Source organism: Aphanizomenon sp. UHCC 0183 (assembly GCF_009712065.1).
Classification (GTDB): domain Bacteria; phylum Cyanobacteriota; class Cyanobacteriia; order Cyanobacteriales; family Nostocaceae; genus Dolichospermum; species Dolichospermum heterosporum.
Map to the genome: position 1 here is coordinate 27,345 of NZ_VILC01000034.1, position 14,307 is coordinate 41,651.

23 protein-coding genes are annotated in these 14,307 nt (G+C 39.4%); 12 read left to right on the top strand and 11 right to left on the bottom strand.

Annotated elements, in window-relative coordinates:
* Window positions 1–20: 20 nt before the first annotated feature.
* From psbM to FJR37_RS13500, 6 genes are all read right to left on the bottom strand, one after another.
* The gene (gene psbM, locus FJR37_RS13480) at window positions 21–125 is read right to left on the bottom strand and encodes a photosystem II reaction center protein PsbM (RefSeq protein ID WP_071992815.1); all 105 of its coding nucleotides are present in this window, start codon (window positions 123–125) and stop codon (window positions 21–23) included.
* A gap of 88 nt (window positions 126–213) precedes the next feature.
* Window positions 214–510, bottom strand: a complete 297-nt coding sequence (locus tag FJR37_RS13485) for a 2Fe-2S iron-sulfur cluster-binding protein (RefSeq protein ID WP_039200258.1) — start codon at window positions 508–510, stop codon at window positions 214–216.
* 135 nt (window positions 511–645) lie between these two features.
* The gene (locus FJR37_RS13490) at window positions 646–783 is read right to left on the bottom strand and encodes a photosystem II reaction center protein K (RefSeq protein ID WP_006195022.1); all 138 of its coding nucleotides are present in this window, start codon (window positions 781–783) and stop codon (window positions 646–648) included.
* Between the two features lie 184 nt (window positions 784–967).
* On the bottom strand, window positions 968–1,132 hold the full coding sequence (locus tag FJR37_RS26480; RefSeq protein WP_217355272.1) for a hypothetical protein: 165 nt from the start codon (window positions 1,130–1,132) through the stop codon (window positions 968–970).
* Window positions 1,129–2,277 (bottom strand): tRNA guanosine(34) transglycosylase Tgt, encoded by a 1,149-nt coding sequence (gene tgt, locus FJR37_RS13495; RefSeq protein WP_168466243.1) that lies wholly within the window; start codon window positions 2,275–2,277, stop codon window positions 1,129–1,131. Before tgt ends, FJR37_RS26480 begins: the two co-directional genes overlap by 4 nt.
* 341 nt (window positions 2,278–2,618) lie before the next feature.
* A complete protein-coding gene (locus tag FJR37_RS13500) occupies window positions 2,619–3,071 on the bottom strand; it encodes a hypothetical protein (protein ID WP_039200255.1) in 453 nt (150 codons plus the stop codon).
* 211 nt (window positions 3,072–3,282) lie between these two features.
* Here FJR37_RS13500 and cobS point away from each other — a divergent pair, with 211 nt between their 5' ends.
* The 12 genes from cobS to FJR37_RS13555 all read left to right on the top strand — a co-directional run bounded on the left by cobS (window position 3,283) and on the right by FJR37_RS13555 (window position 9,481).
* Complete coding sequence (cobS, locus tag FJR37_RS13505) at window positions 3,283–4,056, top strand: adenosylcobinamide-GDP ribazoletransferase (protein ID WP_039200254.1); 774 nt, start codon at window positions 3,283–3,285, stop codon at window positions 4,054–4,056.
* Window positions 4,057–4,119: 63 nt separating this feature from the next.
* Complete coding sequence (locus FJR37_RS26485; protein ID WP_217355273.1) at window positions 4,120–4,413, top strand: DUF3782 domain-containing protein; 294 nt, start codon at window positions 4,120–4,122, stop codon at window positions 4,411–4,413.
* Complete coding sequence (locus FJR37_RS26490) at window positions 4,400–4,582, top strand: hypothetical protein (RefSeq protein WP_217355274.1); 183 nt, start codon at window positions 4,400–4,402, stop codon at window positions 4,580–4,582. The genes FJR37_RS26485 and FJR37_RS26490 overlap by 14 nt, the downstream gene beginning before the upstream one ends.
* Before the next feature lie 52 nt (window positions 4,583–4,634).
* Entirely contained in the window at window positions 4,635–5,159 is a 525-nt protein-coding gene (locus FJR37_RS13515) for a DUF3782 domain-containing protein (protein WP_168466244.1), read from the top strand.
* Between the two features lie 574 nt (window positions 5,160–5,733).
* On the top strand, window positions 5,734–5,988 hold the full coding sequence (locus tag FJR37_RS13520; RefSeq protein WP_039200253.1) for a hypothetical protein: 255 nt from the start codon (window positions 5,734–5,736) through the stop codon (window positions 5,986–5,988).
* 58 nt (window positions 5,989–6,046) lie between these two features.
* The gene (locus FJR37_RS13525; RefSeq protein ID WP_039200252.1) at window positions 6,047–6,277 is read left to right on the top strand and encodes a hypothetical protein; all 231 of its coding nucleotides are present in this window, start codon (window positions 6,047–6,049) and stop codon (window positions 6,275–6,277) included.
* Between the two features lie 125 nt (window positions 6,278–6,402).
* Window positions 6,403–6,642, top strand: coding sequence for a type II toxin-antitoxin system RelE/ParE family toxin (locus FJR37_RS13530; protein WP_071992837.1), 240 nt, complete (start codon window positions 6,403–6,405; stop codon window positions 6,640–6,642).
* Between the two features lie 61 nt (window positions 6,643–6,703).
* The gene (locus tag FJR37_RS13535; RefSeq protein WP_168466245.1) at window positions 6,704–6,880 is read left to right on the top strand and encodes a hypothetical protein; all 177 of its coding nucleotides are present in this window, start codon (window positions 6,704–6,706) and stop codon (window positions 6,878–6,880) included.
* A 62-nt stretch (window positions 6,881–6,942) separates the two neighbouring features.
* Window positions 6,943–7,308 carry a hypothetical protein gene (locus FJR37_RS13540; protein ID WP_200888883.1) on the top strand — a complete coding sequence of 122 codons (366 nt, stop codon included), beginning with the start codon at window positions 6,943–6,945 and terminating at the stop codon, window positions 7,306–7,308.
* Window positions 7,298–7,636, top strand: a complete 339-nt coding sequence (locus FJR37_RS13545) for a type II toxin-antitoxin system PemK/MazF family toxin (RefSeq protein WP_039200251.1) — start codon at window positions 7,298–7,300, stop codon at window positions 7,634–7,636. The genes FJR37_RS13540 and FJR37_RS13545 overlap by 11 nt, the downstream gene beginning before the upstream one ends.
* A gap of 259 nt (window positions 7,637–7,895) precedes the next feature.
* Window positions 7,896–8,732, top strand: a complete 837-nt coding sequence (dapB, locus tag FJR37_RS13550; protein WP_039200250.1) for a 4-hydroxy-tetrahydrodipicolinate reductase — start codon at window positions 7,896–7,898, stop codon at window positions 8,730–8,732.
* A gap of 68 nt (window positions 8,733–8,800) precedes the next feature.
* Window positions 8,801–9,481, top strand: coding sequence for a phosphate ABC transporter permease (locus FJR37_RS13555; protein WP_168466246.1), 681 nt, complete (start codon window positions 8,801–8,803; stop codon window positions 9,479–9,481).
* A gap of 220 nt (window positions 9,482–9,701) precedes the next feature.
* On the opposite strand, the gene FJR37_RS13560 is transcribed toward FJR37_RS13555, so the two are convergent.
* From FJR37_RS13560 to FJR37_RS13580, 5 genes are all read right to left on the bottom strand, one after another.
* Complete coding sequence (locus FJR37_RS13560) at window positions 9,702–10,331, bottom strand: precorrin-8X methylmutase (protein ID WP_039204879.1); 630 nt, start codon at window positions 10,329–10,331, stop codon at window positions 9,702–9,704.
* A 105-nt stretch (window positions 10,332–10,436) separates the two neighbouring features.
* Window positions 10,437–11,246 (bottom strand): TPM domain-containing protein, encoded by an 810-nt coding sequence (locus FJR37_RS13565; protein ID WP_039204881.1) that lies wholly within the window; start codon window positions 11,244–11,246, stop codon window positions 10,437–10,439.
* 559 nt (window positions 11,247–11,805) lie between these two features.
* Complete coding sequence (locus FJR37_RS13570) at window positions 11,806–12,261, bottom strand: DUF948 domain-containing protein (RefSeq protein ID WP_168466247.1); 456 nt, start codon at window positions 12,259–12,261, stop codon at window positions 11,806–11,808.
* Between the two features lie 139 nt (window positions 12,262–12,400).
* Window positions 12,401–12,769 (bottom strand): YtxH domain-containing protein, encoded by a 369-nt coding sequence (locus FJR37_RS13575; RefSeq protein WP_168466248.1) that lies wholly within the window; start codon window positions 12,767–12,769, stop codon window positions 12,401–12,403.
* A 299-nt stretch (window positions 12,770–13,068) separates the two neighbouring features.
* Entirely contained in the window at window positions 13,069–14,043 is a 975-nt protein-coding gene (locus tag FJR37_RS13580) for a sucrase ferredoxin (RefSeq protein WP_039204883.1), read from the bottom strand.
* Between the last annotated feature and the right edge of the window lie 264 nt (window positions 14,044–14,307).

A 14,307-nucleotide genomic window follows, 5' to 3' on the forward strand; every position in this document is an offset into this window, starting at 1 on the left:
GCTGTTCGCAAAGCTGTTAATTAACTTTCGCGGCTGGAAGTTTGGATGTAAAGCATGATTAAAAACACGGCGGGTACTAGTACGAACAAAATGCTCGCTACGAAACCCAAATCATTAACTTGCATAGCAAGATAGCCTTTTGTGTAATTTCGAGTCAACTATTCCAGAATAGCATCATAGATGACAGAGTGAAGCCAAATTTTTTAAAAGCTCTTAAGGTTTGGTGATGACGGTAATAGGTCCGTTCACTACGGTTTGACAAGCTAGACGGTAGTTGTCAGGCTTGTTTTTGAATTTGCGGTTTTCTAAATCTGTACGGGGAGATAGGTTTTCTAGTCCTTCGACAATTTGGACAACACAAGTAGTACATTGTCCAGCGCCGCCGCAATTGGTCATTTTGCTGAAAAATTTATAAATATCAATGCCATTTTCTACAGCTTTGAGTCGGAGATTAGCACCATCTGCGGCGACTATTTCTTTATTCTCTTTGACAAATTTGATGTTTCCCATAGTAGATTCCTGGTAATTGAGGATGTAATTGGATTAATTATATTGATTTATTGCAGAATATTAAGAACTATTAATTTTATGCAAAAAAATAGGACAGGTGGATGTTACCTGTCCAAAAAGTTGGAGATGGGTAATTTATCTAAAACCCACTGCTGCTTGCCAAACAAATGCAAGTAACAAGAAGAAGACGGGAATAACAGGTAATACATCTACCAATGGGTCGAAGATTTGGTAGGCTTCAGGCAATTTCGCTAGTAATAGTGCTGCTTCCATGTTTGTTTAAATCCACCTAATAATCAAATACCTTTTATATGCGATATATATTTTAACATGGTTAGGTGATCCGATTTTGGATTTTAGATTTTGGATTTTGGATTGATTGAGAATCCGGGCGACTAGAAGTCACGGCTACACGGGCGAAACCCACCTGCGTGGGTTTTAAAGGGATTGTGTTTATTCAGTTATCGGTTTTTTCTAGTAGTTCGTCAAATTTATTTTGACGGGTAATGATCGGAAAAAACTTCTGTTCTTCCCTCCCCACCTCCCCCACTTCCCCCACTTCCCCCACTTCCCCCACTTCCCCCACTTCCCCCACTTCCCCCACCTCCCTGCTTACCTTCACCCATCATCTTCGGATTGACAGACTACTAGTTCAATTTCTGATGGTTCTAACCAATGACCAAAATCTGTGACAAAGCGATCGCTCAAAATTGATGCGCGAATCTTTTGAGTAAAGCGAATTAATTCGGTGATGTTATGAATAGTCAACAAAGTATATGCTAATATTTCCTGCGATCGCACTAAATGAGATAAATAAGCACGACTGAAATTTTCACAGGTGTAACAAGGGCAAGTTGTATCCAATGGTGTAAAATCTTCACGAAACTTAGCATTTTTGATATTCCAGCGTTCACCGGACACAATAGCTGTTCCATGTCTAGCCCAGCGGGTGGGAATAACGCAATCAAATAAATCTACACCAGAAGCGATGGCGATCGCCATTTCTCGATAAGTCCCCACACCCATCAAATAGCGGGGTTTATTCATCGGTAAGAGCGGGGCTGTAGTTTGGACAATTTGCGCCATTAAATCCGTTGGTTCACCCACACTCACCCCACCAATGGCATATCCCGGCATATCTAACTGCGCCAATTCTTGAGCAGCACGGGCGCGTAAATCTAAATATACTCCCCCCTGGACAATGGGAAACAATGCCTGATCAGGGCGTTGATGGGCAGATATAGAGCGTTTTAACCAGCGATAGGTTCGGTCTGTTGCGGCTTCAACTTCCTGACGGGTGGCAGGATAGGGAGGACATTCATCAAAAGCCATGATCACATCCGCCCCTAAAATATTCTGAATTTCAATAGAGCGTTCTGGCGTTAATTTAATGATTTGCCCATCATGAGGCGAACGGAAAGTTACACCTTCTTCGGTAATTTTCCGCATTTCGCTCAGACTGAAAACCTGAAATCCACCGGAATCGGTGAGCATGGGACCAGACCAACCCATGAACTTATGTAATCCACCACCACCAGCAACAATAGCTTCTCCCGGTTGGAGATGTAAATGATAGGTATTAGCTAAAACCATCTGCGCTCCTGTTGCTCCCAATTGGGCAGGAGTGATAGTTTTGACATTAGCTAATGTTCCCACAGGCATAAACCTGGGTGTTTCTACAATTCCGTGGGGAGTAGAAAATATTCCGGCTCTAGCTTTGGTCTGGCTACAGGTAGCGAGACTTTCAAAGGAAAAATTGGCACTCAAGGCAAAAATACTAGTTAGCTAAATTTATCCATCAACTTAACATTTTTGGTGTTACTTAGGGCGTTCGTGGGGGTTTTTGTCTTGTGAGGGTCATACCCCGCAATCCACTATGACCCCAAAGAGGATATGATTTCTTTAGTTAAGGTTTTGTGATACCTCCTTTCTTCTCAGGAATTACGCAAAATATCCCTCAAACCCTCATTTCTCTGTGTTCTCTGTGCCTCTGTGGTTCGTTATTCCATGAATTATGCGTAAGTCCTACTTCTACCTCATTCTTTCTCCTGACGGTCACTGAGCGAAGTCGATAGCGTAGCGTGGCGTTAGCCATAGTGCTGACTCCTTTAAAAAGAATCACAGCAGTCGTCATCAATTTCCGCATCCCATCTAGCTGCTAAGACTTGATCCATCATCGCTTCTATAACCGTAACGTTAAATTGGCGATCGCGTCTTGCTTGCAAAGGTGTGGAAAGAGGAATCAAGCGTAAACACATTTGCTCTTGAATCAAGTCAAAGTAGGTTTCTTGCTGTGGAGATTGTTTTAATTCCAGATAATCAAAACTATCCACATTCACATATAGTGCATGGTTAGTGACTAGGGTAGACCGATGGGAATTAGCGAATACTTCCATTACATCTCCGTCACCCTCACTTAGTAGCTTGTTTTCTTGGGTGTAAATGTAGTGGACTCTACCTAAATCACGCAGCAATTGGCGGATATCGAGTTTATTAACAACTATGCCCATGTTGACTATGCACGGGGCTGGTATTTTGGTGTGGGGTAGATGATGACTCATAGAGAAATAGCGGGTTATGGAAGGTGAGTGACAACGCAGCCAGACAATCAATGAGATGGATTGTTAATTTCCCATAGTTCCAAAATATCAAGTTTAGGAGGCGACCGACTAATCATTGGCGGTGGATTGTCAGTCTGGAAGGAATTTATGATGAGAACATTTATATTCATGAATACTGGAAGTATTTGGCTAATTGAACTCTTTCTCAAGTATGGCTAACGTTTTACGCTGGTGGCAACAGCAATTCTTAAATTTAGTTGCGGCTGTAATTTTCTATACAGCTATTCCTTTACCCTATCTGCAAAATTTGGACTTCCAGAAGGTTGCTTGTTTTGCACCAGTAATTGGGTTGATGATTGGGGGAATTTTAGGTGGTTTAGATACAGGGATGAATTATTTAGGTGTCCCCGTGCTAACTCGTAATGCTTTGGTAGTGGGTGCGTGGATAGCAATTACGGGAGGATTACATTTAGATGGAGCAATGGATACAGCCGATGGTTTAGCGGTGGGTGATCCTCAACGCAGATTGCAGGTAATGATGGATAGTGCTACTGGTGCGTTTGGGGCAATGTCCGCTATTGTGATTATTATTTTGAAAACAACAGCTTTAACAGAGATAGCTGAAAACCATTATTTTGTATTAATGGCTGCTTGTGGGTGGGGACGTTGGGGACAACAAATGGCTATTTGTCAATACCCTTATCTGAAACCGACTGGTAAAGGTGCGTTTCATAAACAAGCGATTCATTCTTATTTAGATTTATTACCAAGCTTCTTTTTATTGCTGGGTTTGAGTGGTTTTGTTTGGTTAATTAATCCCCAGAAGTTAGTTTTGGCTGTGGGGATGGTTTTGGCTGGAAGTGTGATTTCTGTTGTTACCGCAGCTTGGTTTGATTATCAGTTGGGTGGACATACGGGAGATACTTATGGGGCGGTGGTGGAGTGGACTGAAGCTTTGTTTTTGTGTATAATTACCAGTATTTAGGGTTTACCAGATTTTCTAAATTTGGCAGATTATAATAAACATTATTACGGAGAAAAATCATCTATGGCAACATCAGAAGACGTATGGCAACTGTTAGCAGAATTAGCTACTGCCCAAAAAGAAACTGACCTACTATTAAAAGAAGTTAGTCAGCAACAGAAAGAGACTGCTCAACAACAGAAAGAAACTGATCTACTATTTAAAGAAATTAGTCAGCAACAGAAAGCAACTGACCGCCAACTCAAAGAATTAGGTAAACAAATTGGGGGACTCGGTGCAAAATTTGGCAGTTTTACAGAAGGTCTTGCCCTGCCATCAATGGAAACTATTTTGGGACAACAATTTGGGATGGAATAACTTTTTTCCTGAACACAAAAACAAACGACTTTATGGCATATTAGCCTCTGTTGATTTGTCTAACGAATTACGCGAGAAAATTCTGCAAGAAGGGCTTTATGTGGCTCGTATTCATGATCAAGTTTTTGAGTTGGATATTCCCAATAATTTTCAGGCTCAAAGTTATTAGTGCGATCGCCAGTCCAGGGTAATATAAACATTATTACGGAGAAAAATCATCTATGGCAACCACATCAGAAGACGTATGGCAACTGTTGGCAGAATTAGCTACTGCTCAAAAAGAAACTGACCGCCAACTCAAAGAATTAGGTAAACAAATTGGGGGACTTGGTGCAAAATTTGGCAGTTTTACAGAAGGTCTTGCCCTGCCTTCAATGGAAACTATTTTGGGACAACAATTTGGGATGGAAGTTATCAGTCCCAGTGTGCGAGTTAGTAAGGGAGGACAACACATGGAAATTGATGTTCTTGCTTATGCTAATGGTGAGTTAAATACTGCCTATATTGTTGAGGTTAAAAGTCATGCAAGGGAAGATTCTATTACTCAATTAAAAAGTATTTTACAACGGTTTCGTAACTTTTTTCCTGAACACAAAAACAAACGACTTTATGGCATATTAGCGTCTGTTGATTTGTCTAACGAATTACGCGAGAAAATTCTGCAAGAAGGGCTTTATGTGGCTCGTATTCATGATCAAGTTTTCGAGTTGGATATTCCCAATAATTTTCAGGCTCAAAGTTATTAGTGCGATCGCCAATTATTGCAGTGTAATATAAAGATCACCATTAAGTAGGTGAGTGTTGAAAATTGTCGTTATGGCAAGGCAAAAGGCACTCATGCAAGAGGCAAGAGTGAAGAGGGTTTGGGCGATTTTACATTTCTTTACACAGTTTAGTTTTATTGTGTTCACCTACTTATTCCTATAGATTATGTTAAGGAAGACAACGAATTATTAAGCTAACCGACAAGAATGGCGATCGCTATAGGCTGGACTAAAGCGTTGTTTTTGTGTATAATTACCAGTATTTAGGGTTTACCAGATTTTTTGAATTTGGCGGATGATACTGTAATTTAGTAACTAAAGGGTCAATAAGATGGACGCATTAAATCATGGGGAAATCGTCGGTACTCATCATTTCCCAGATGCGGTTACTGATCATGCGGCGCAAAACTTCAGTGATCCCCGACTTCTTTGAGAAGTCGGGGATCTGAAGATTTAAGGGGTTTCATTACCTGCTATTCGGGTTTGGTAGTGCAATTGTAGGGACATAATGTTATTATGTCCTTAAGTTATCTGATTTTAAGAAAGGATTTTACCAATGTTAGAAAAGCTAATTTCACTTTCGGAAACAGAAGACCAAATTTTGCAAAAAATATCTGATAATCTTGGCATTTCCGAAGAAAATTTAATTCGTCAGGTTTTAACTGATTTTTTGGCAAGACAAGCAGATGAACTTAATGAACAAACTTGGTTAGATGCTGTTACAAATAACCCTAGCCTTGCTTTTCTTCATGATCCAGAAGAAGATATTTATAACCTGAAAGATGGACAACCTGTAGCTCATGAAGGGTAAAATCGTTATCAAACAGCGAGTAGTGATATAACAAGAATAGTTATGAGAGATATAGATTATGAATACAACTCAAATGCGTAATCAAGTCAAACAAAATATTGATAAATTATCTCCAGAAAAACTAATAGTTATTGCTGAATTTTTACGTGATTTACTTAATGATGAAAATGAAGATGCAACAGAAGAATTATTAAAAATTTCTGGGTTTGAATCTGCTTTTGAACAAGCAAAACAACAAGTTCAAGAAGGGAAGGTAAAAGATTGGCGGATGATTAGAGATGACGTATAAAGTCCAATTATCATTAGAGGCAGAAAAAGTTTTTGCTAAAAGCAATAAAACCTTAGAGACTTCCAAGAAATAAATTATCCTAAGAAACGAACCACAGAGGCACAGAGTACACAGAGAGAGAATTTCTGCATCAGTTTTGGGACATTTTTTTATTTGGAAGTCTCTTAGCGAAAAAACTAGCAAGATGTTTTCAAACACTTGAAGAAAATCCTAGTTTTCATCCTAATATTAAGCCATTAAAAGGTAATTATTCAGGTTATTATCGTTATCGAGTTGGAGATTATCGAGTTGTTTATTCCATTGATGATGAAGTAGTTTTAGTTAATATTATTCTGATCGCTCATCGTAGTAAGATTTATGAGTAACATTTATTTTCTTGGATAATAACAAGCGGTTTCTTGTGGCACAATTGATAGAGGTTAATCCATGCTAAAAACTGTTCAGGGAATTTATAAAGATGGAAAAATCCAACTTGCTGAAATACCAAAGGACATTCACGAAGGCACTGTATTAGCTACATTTCTAGAAAACAAAACTAGAACTTGGTCAAATATAATTTTGGAACATCAAGGTTTTGCAGACAGTATTAACTTTGAGTCCTAGCGAGATGAATTACTGCCACCTGATGAAACCATATTTTCAGTTTAATATTTTTAATTGAATTTATGCAATATTTACTTGATACTTGTGTAGCTAAATATCGCCAAATTGTCCGCGAGTTACTAATTTCTCATGCGACAATAAACGAGCCAAATAATGTTAGAATAAAATCACCCCTCTTAGATTTAGCTATGCGTGCGATTGAAACCACTGGTATCCTAAATACCCAAGGGCAAATCAAACTTGATCATCCCATTCCCCAAGCAAAGGACAGGGTTGTGCGCGTTATTCTTTTAATGCCAGAAGATGAACTTAATGAACAAACTTGGTTAGATGCTGTTTCCAATAACCCTAGCTTTGCTTTTCTGCATGATCCAGAAGAAGATATTTATACCCTGAAAGATGGACAACCTGTAGCCTATGAAGGGTAAAATCGTTTTAATTCAATTTCCCTTTGACGATTTATCTTCCAGTAAAGTCCGTCCTGCCTATTGTCTAACCAATACAATTGGAGCATATCAGCACATTATTTTTGCCCTCATCACCAGCCGTATTCCCGAAAATCCCCTTCATACAGATATTATTCTCAGACCAGAAAATCCAGATTTTATTATGAGTGGTCTTCGTAAATCATCAACCATCAGACTTGATCATTTGGTAACACTTCGATCCTCACTTATTCAGCGTGAGCTAGGCTTATTATCGTTAAAGACTCAAACCTTAATTGTGGATATTTTGTGTGATATTTTACATTCCTAAAAAGCGTTCTGAGATTAATCCATACTAAAAACTATTCAGAGTATTACAGAGATGAATAAACTCAGAAACAAGGTAGTACAACGTTTGGAAGTTTGGAAGTCATCCCTGATGATAAATTACAAGAAGTTCTTAGCTTTTTAAATTATCTAGCTTGGCAAAGCGAAAATCCTCAAACTCAAGAAGATTAAGTGGCTTCTGTGCCGTTGGTTATCTCTTGTGAGACAATTTCTTTGTTGAATTAAAAATAATTCTTAAATCTATGAGCAATCAAACTTCTATTCCGGTTATTGTCAACGGTGCGGCTGGTAAAATGGGACGAGAGGTAATTAAAGCGGTAGCAGCAGCATCTGATTTGACTTTAATGGGTGCAATTGACACAACTCCTGAACATCAAGGTAAAGATGCGGGGGAATTGGCGGGTTTAAGTGAACCCTTGGAAGTACCAATTACGAATCAATTAGAGCCAATGTTGGCGTATGTGGCTGGGGAGAGACAGATGCAGCCGGGGGTATTAGTTGATTTTACTCATCCTGATGCAGTTTATAATAATATTCGCAGTGCGATCGCCTATGGAATTCGTCCAGTTGTGGGAACTACGGGTTTAAGTCCGGCACAACTCGAAGAATTAGCTGATTTTGCCGAAAAAGCCAGTACGGGTTGTTTAGTTATTCCTAACTTTTCCATTGGTATGGTACTACTCCAAGAAGCCGCCCTCAGAGCTTCCCAGTATTTTGATCATGTAGAAATTATCGAACTCCATCATAACCAAAAAGCTGATGCTCCTAGCGGTACAGCCATTCAAACTGCTCAACTATTAGCGGAAATGGGCAAAACTTTTAATACTGCTATTGTGGAAGAAACGGAGAAAATACCCGGAGCTAGGGGCAGTTTAGCAGACGAAGGGATTAGAATTCATAGTATCCGCTTACCAGGACTAATTGCCCACCAAGAAGTGATTTTTGGCGCAGCAGGACAAATTTATACCTTACGTCATGATACCAGCGATCGCGCCTGTTATATGCCAGGAGTAATATTAGCCATTCGCAAAGTTAATCAGCTAAAGTCATTAGTATATGGGCTAGAAAAAATACTTTAACTGTTAGCAATTTTCGATTGGTGATTTTCCAATCCAAAATCCAAAAGCCAAAATCCAAAATGTAAAATATGCTCGTTCCCTTAACTCGCCAAAAATTTGAACAAATTATCCCCCTAATTGCCTCTGGACCACAATATAAATACTATTGGGGGAAAGTAAGCAGTTTTGTGCAACGGATACTAATTTCTGTGGTGATCTTAGCTGTACTACTGCTGATACAATTCTTGTTTAGATTAGAATTTGGATTAATATTCTTTTTTGGGGTATTTGGTGCTTTCTTTTGGCTTTGGTATCCCATATTCCAAGCAAGTATACGCAATAGAAAATGCCGCCGTTACAAATACAGTGGCTTTTTTCGGGGACGAGTGTTAGACTGGTGGATTACGGATCGGTTAATGGGTAAACAAGAAACCGTGAATAGTAAAGGTGAGTTAGTCATCATCGAAAACCGCGAAAAGCGGATTAACTTAGAAATAGGCGACGATACAGGATTTACTGTGGAGTTTGAAGCTCCACTACGTAACGCTCATAAAGTCATTGCTCGTGGACAAATAGCTGAAATGGTGGTTATGTCCAATAGTTCTGATTTAAGCACTATTGAAGAATTCAGCGATATATATATTCCTAGTCGTGATTTATGGGTAAGTGATTACCCCTATGTCCGCAGAGACTTTTTCAACGAGGTTAGTGTGCGCTTGCGTGCGAACCAGGAGAGAAAACCCCGCCGTCGTTCGGGACATAGGAAGTAGGGGCGCAGGGCCTGCGCCCTTCATCAGGAGTCAGGAGTCAGGAGTTAGAAAGAAGAAGAAGGGTCGGAATAAAGAAGAAAGAAGGAAAAAAGAAAAATTGCTCCCTACTCCCCCTACTCCCCTTACTCCCCCTACTCCCCCTAATCCCCTTACTCCCCTTACTCCCCTTACTCCCCCTACTCCCCTTACTCCCCCTACTCCCCCTACCCCCTGCCCTACATCATCCGCCTACATTTCTATCCTGTCCATAGGCCTGCCAAGCCAAATCCACTAAACCATCAACAATAGCAGCAGCTACGACAGCGTTACCCTTGCGACCTTCAACAGTAATATAAGGAACTAAGGATTCTTGTAATCGTTCTTTTACAATTTTTGAATTGATAAAACCTGCTGGGGTAGCAACTATTAAAGCGGGTCTAATTTCTTCCGCTTCAATTAATTCCACCAGTGCAGTTAAGGCTGTTTGTGCTTGACCGACTACAAATATCCCTTCTGGATAACGCCTAGCCAGAGTTTCAATGCCCCAAGCTGCACGGGTTTTTTCCTTTTGGGGTCGTGTTATTGCTTCCATACTGCAATACACTGGATTAGCAAAAGTATTTTGAATATCGTGGGATATACCCACCTGCACCATTGGCGCATCTACCACAATAGTAGTTCGCGTAGCTAAGGCGGCTGCTCCAGCTTGTAATGCTTGTTCTGAAAACCGAATCAAGGATTTATATTCAAGATCGGCTGTAGCGTAAACTACGCGACGGACGATTTCATACTCTGCTGGTGAAAAAATATGATCACCAATTTCATTATCAATAATTGCCAAACTTTGAGCATCAGTTACGTGCCATTCCATTGCTATTTAGCTTCTTATATATTAGCCTTTAGCTTATCAGTATTTTGGATTTTGAACTGTAAAATTGCAAATTTCCCTTCCTAATCCCTATTCCCCAGTCATTTTTCAGGATTCAGCATCGGGAGAAATCCGATTCAGCATGGGAGATAAATAAGCTACTAAAGCACCAATGGCAAAAGCGGAAATATTGCGGACTAGAGGCAACCAATCGGTTGTCCGGGTAATAACTGGAGCAATACCGAAGGCAATAAATAACATTCCCCATAAAGGTGAGAAAATTAATGCCCATTGCCAAGCAACTATTTTTTTATCGCCACGGGGTTGGCCAGCAAAACCACAAATAATCCCGCCAACAGCGGAGGTAACAAGGGTGAGTATCCATTGTTCTCTAGGTAGTCCTGGAACGACGTTACAACCACCTTTGAGTAAACAACCTTTAACTGAATTTAGAGCCTGGAGAATGGCTTGATCTTCTCCTTCTTCACGAACAAAGTATAAGTTACCAAAGCGGGTTTGTAGTTCAATCCAGAACGTGCGAGGTAAGAATTCATAAACTGCATCACCCACACTAAAGCTGAGGATGTTACCACCACGGGCATCTGCTACCAAAAGAATACTTTTATCATCTAAACCCCAATATTTAATCACTGCTCTACCTGGGGTACGGTCGTACTGAGTTAAAACGCGCAGTTTCCAACCGGTGTCAGTTTCAAACTGTTCTAATTCTTTAACTAGCTTTTCTTCTTGGGGGTCAGGGAGAGTTTTTGCTAAATCTACTACTGGTGTTACAAAGCTGGGTAGTAAATCGGGATTTTCATAAGCTAGGGCTGATGGGGAATCAATTGCTAAAATTGAGCCAACAAAGCAAAATACGGCAATTGATACTAAAATTCGTCGCCAAAAACACAGGTGCATGAACGTTTTTATACTATAAAATCAAGAGGATAATGTAACAAGTGCTTTTTAAAGCGTAATGTAAAAGTGATATTTCTTTACACTTCTTTACTTTACTCTAATATTTAGGTATCTTAACAAAATCTGATCAAGAAATTGGGAACAGGAGTCGGGAGTCAGGAATAAACTCCATAAAAATGCTTGATTTTTGATGGTATCAACACTTAAATATGCACATAGTTAAATTTGATACAGCAAATTGAAACGGTTCATAGTTTAACCAAATATGAAACCCCTCTGGTAAACCTCTCCTTTGCACCTCTCCCTAACCCTCTCCTAAGAGGAGAGGGAAAAGGAATAATATTTAATACTGGAGAGGCTTTGAACCTTGTTCTTTGTATGATAAAAAAGTCCAGCTTCTAAGTAGGTGAGCGTTGAAAATTGTCGTTATGGCAAGGCAAAAGGCAAGAGGCAAGAGGCAAGAGTGAAAAGGGTTTGGGCGATTTTACATTTCTTTACACAGTTTGGTTTTATTGTGTTCACCTACTTAGCCGTTTTGAGTATAACTGCAAAGCCAATTTTACTCCTGAGTCCTGACTTCTGCTGTATGTTTCGGTAGTTTCTCATTCGGTTTCGGATTGGCAAGTGTTTTTGTATTTTTCTTGGGATTTTTTTGGCGTGTGAAACTTTTCCAAGCGGCTTTAAAGCCAATGAAGACGCTACGAGTGCCGATTTGCATACTTTCTGCTTGTTTCTTGGCATTATCCAGGCTTTGATCAAATTGTTTAACAACTTGACCGGCGCTTTTGACACCTTCACTAACATCCTCGGTTAAGTCTGTTATTTCTATGCTGGTGTCGCGGATAGCGTTGAGAGTAGGCGGTAACTCCCGTGAAAGGGTATCAAAGAATTTTTCGGCACTACGAGCAGCACGGGCTAATTCCTGCAAAGCGGGGATGGCTGCCACTAAAACGGTTGTTAGACTGACAGTAACTAGGAGGATGGATAGTCCCAGCCAAAATAAAGGATCAATCACGGTTAAGTAGGTTGGCGTTGAAAATTGTCGTTATAGCAAGGTAAGGGGCAATAGGCAAGGGGCAAGAGTAAAGAAGTTTTCAGCGATTTTACGTTTCTTTACACAGGTTGGTTTTATTCTGTTCACCTACTTATGGCATTTATGAACGTTCTAGTTTTTCAGTCAGGGAATCGGTGTCGTCTGGGGTGCTGCTGATATTAACAGTATTTTGTTTGTGGAAACTTTGGCTTTCGCGCTGGGTGGCATCTATGCCAACAGCGATCGCTTCCCGCAATCTATCTACAGTTTCTTCCCAGTTGTCTAGGGTGCTACTAGAAAGACGATCTGCCTGAATTTGGACACTGGTAGAAATATCTTCCGCTAATTCGGGGATAGCATTGGCAGATTTTTTAATTAGTTTACGGGTTTCGCGGCCTGTGCGCGGAGCAACTAATAAACCGACTAAAGTGCCGATAGCTGTTCCCAACATCAAACCACCAATAAAGATTCCAGAACGGTTATTAGACATTTTTTTATTTTTCTACTCCATAAAATTTAATTTTATACAGGAGTCTAGTACCCCAGGGCGGAAGTCAAAAGTCAAAACGAAGACAGTATAAGCTTTTTAACGATTTAGAATGGTTGGTTTATTTATGCCGTGTTGTACTATAGCAATCCTAAATGAAATGTGAACATCTCTTATTTTCCTACCTCTGTGTCCTCTGTGTCTCTGTGGTTCGTTAAAAAAACTAGTTCATAACTCAAATAGGAGTCCTATAGTTTTCTTTTAAGTATATACTTAAGCTTCTTCTTGACTCCTGCCATATTTTAACTATAAGTTGCCACTTTCTTCGCTACCAGCCAAAGATTAGATATAGCATATTTCAAACATACTGTTTCTTTGGCAGCATGACAAGAAACCTTAACTGTTTGTGTTTTCACATCATCTTTTATAAGTTTGGCGTGATAAGTGTAGAGAGTACCGGGAGGTTGTTCAAAACTCAACTCACCAATAATTGTATGATTATCTAAGCTTTTTTCGATGATTTTACCTGTTACTTGATAGTTAAACCAATCCCAACCTAAACGCAGCATGAGTTCTCTTTCCAAGATTTGGAGGGGATTTGGCAATATTCCCCAACCACGATAAACTTTATGTAAACATTGTATATCCCCAGTGTGGGTAAGAATTGATTTAAAGGTATCTTGATCGAGGATGCCATAATATCTTCCTTGGGGAAAATCTATGGCTGTGGGAGCAAATCTATGTCCTCCAAAGTGACTTGATTTCCAAATTCTGATGTGATTGAACTGTAAATCAGCAATTGTATTTTGAGAGTAAAAGTAAAAAGGATTGCCATATCTAGCACAACATTGATCATGGCTACCATGAGTACATATTAAGATATCTCTGGTAATACTGGATTCTATTTCATAATCAACACTCATCCCTGCTAACCATTTACTGACAAATCCGGCGACTTGTTCAATATTTGGTAATTTAAATTCTTGTTTTCGGTATCCTTGACTTAATCCCTGTTGCTGTTGATAAATTAATAGGGTTGTTTCTTGTCGTCTATGAGATTCATCATTGGCAATTAATAGAAACCGAATTGGTAGTTGATCGCGGGTTATATTTTCTACTAAACTGCGTAAGTTATCTGGTACCCATTTAGATTCAAAGGCTTCATAAACCCAAGGGGTAGGACATTCTATTAAAATGTAGGTTTGGTAGTTGGTAGCGCTACCAATGATATCTTCTTGGATTTCTCGTGAATTATCTGCACAAAAAAGTTTATTCATTTAGACTTACTCAAGTAGAAAGTTAATGGTCAATGTTTAGATAAAATCCTGATTTTTTAAATTGCTTTTGCTTAAATAAATCCTATTGAAAAAATTATCTCAAAAACTATTCAAAAATATACAATAATTAAAAATACAGCATTATTTTATAATTTACAGGAGTTATTTTTAAAATGGTTACGGCTAATTTATGACTTATTTGATGGATACCGAATGAAATACATTCGCTAAGTAGGTTGGCGTTGAAAATTGTTGTTATGGCAA

Coding starts and splice junctions, on each gene's coding strand:
- psbM (WP_071992815.1), bottom strand. CDS start 125: ATGCAAGTTAATGATTTGGGTTTCGTAGCGAGCATTTTGTTCGTACTA.
- FJR37_RS13485 (WP_039200258.1), bottom strand. CDS start 510: ATGGGAAACATCAAATTTGTCAAAGAGAATAAAGAAATAGTCGCCGCA.
- FJR37_RS13490 (WP_006195022.1), bottom strand. CDS start 783: ATGGAAGCAGCACTATTACTAGCGAAATTGCCTGAAGCCTACCAAATC.
- FJR37_RS13500 (WP_039200255.1), bottom strand. CDS start 3,071: ATGAGTCATCATCTACCCCACACCAAAATACCAGCCCCGTGCATAGTC.
- cobS (WP_039200254.1), top strand. CDS start 3,283: ATGGCTAACGTTTTACGCTGGTGGCAACAGCAATTCTTAAATTTAGTT.
- FJR37_RS26485 (WP_217355273.1), top strand. CDS start 4,120: ATGGCAACATCAGAAGACGTATGGCAACTGTTAGCAGAATTAGCTACT.
- FJR37_RS13515 (WP_168466244.1), top strand. CDS start 4,635: ATGGCAACCACATCAGAAGACGTATGGCAACTGTTGGCAGAATTAGCT.
- FJR37_RS13520 (WP_039200253.1), top strand. CDS start 5,734: ATGTTAGAAAAGCTAATTTCACTTTCGGAAACAGAAGACCAAATTTTG.
- FJR37_RS13525 (WP_039200252.1), top strand. CDS start 6,047: ATGAATACAACTCAAATGCGTAATCAAGTCAAACAAAATATTGATAAA.
- FJR37_RS13535 (WP_168466245.1), top strand. CDS start 6,704: ATGCTAAAAACTGTTCAGGGAATTTATAAAGATGGAAAAATCCAACTT.
- FJR37_RS13540 (WP_200888883.1), top strand. CDS start 6,943: ATGCAATATTTACTTGATACTTGTGTAGCTAAATATCGCCAAATTGTC.
- FJR37_RS13545 (WP_039200251.1), top strand. CDS start 7,298: ATGAAGGGTAAAATCGTTTTAATTCAATTTCCCTTTGACGATTTATCT.
- dapB (WP_039200250.1), top strand. CDS start 7,896: ATGAGCAATCAAACTTCTATTCCGGTTATTGTCAACGGTGCGGCTGGT.
- FJR37_RS13555 (WP_168466246.1), top strand. CDS start 8,801: ATGCTCGTTCCCTTAACTCGCCAAAAATTTGAACAAATTATCCCCCTA.
- FJR37_RS13560 (WP_039204879.1), bottom strand. CDS start 10,331: ATGGAATGGCACGTAACTGATGCTCAAAGTTTGGCAATTATTGATAAT.
- FJR37_RS13565 (WP_039204881.1), bottom strand. CDS start 11,246: ATGCACCTGTGTTTTTGGCGACGAATTTTAGTATCAATTGCCGTATTT.
- FJR37_RS13575 (WP_168466248.1), bottom strand. CDS start 12,769: ATGTCTAATAACCGTTCTGGAATCTTTATTGGTGGTTTGATGTTGGGA.
- FJR37_RS13580 (WP_039204883.1), bottom strand. CDS start 14,043: ATGAATAAACTTTTTTGTGCAGATAATTCACGAGAAATCCAAGAAGAT.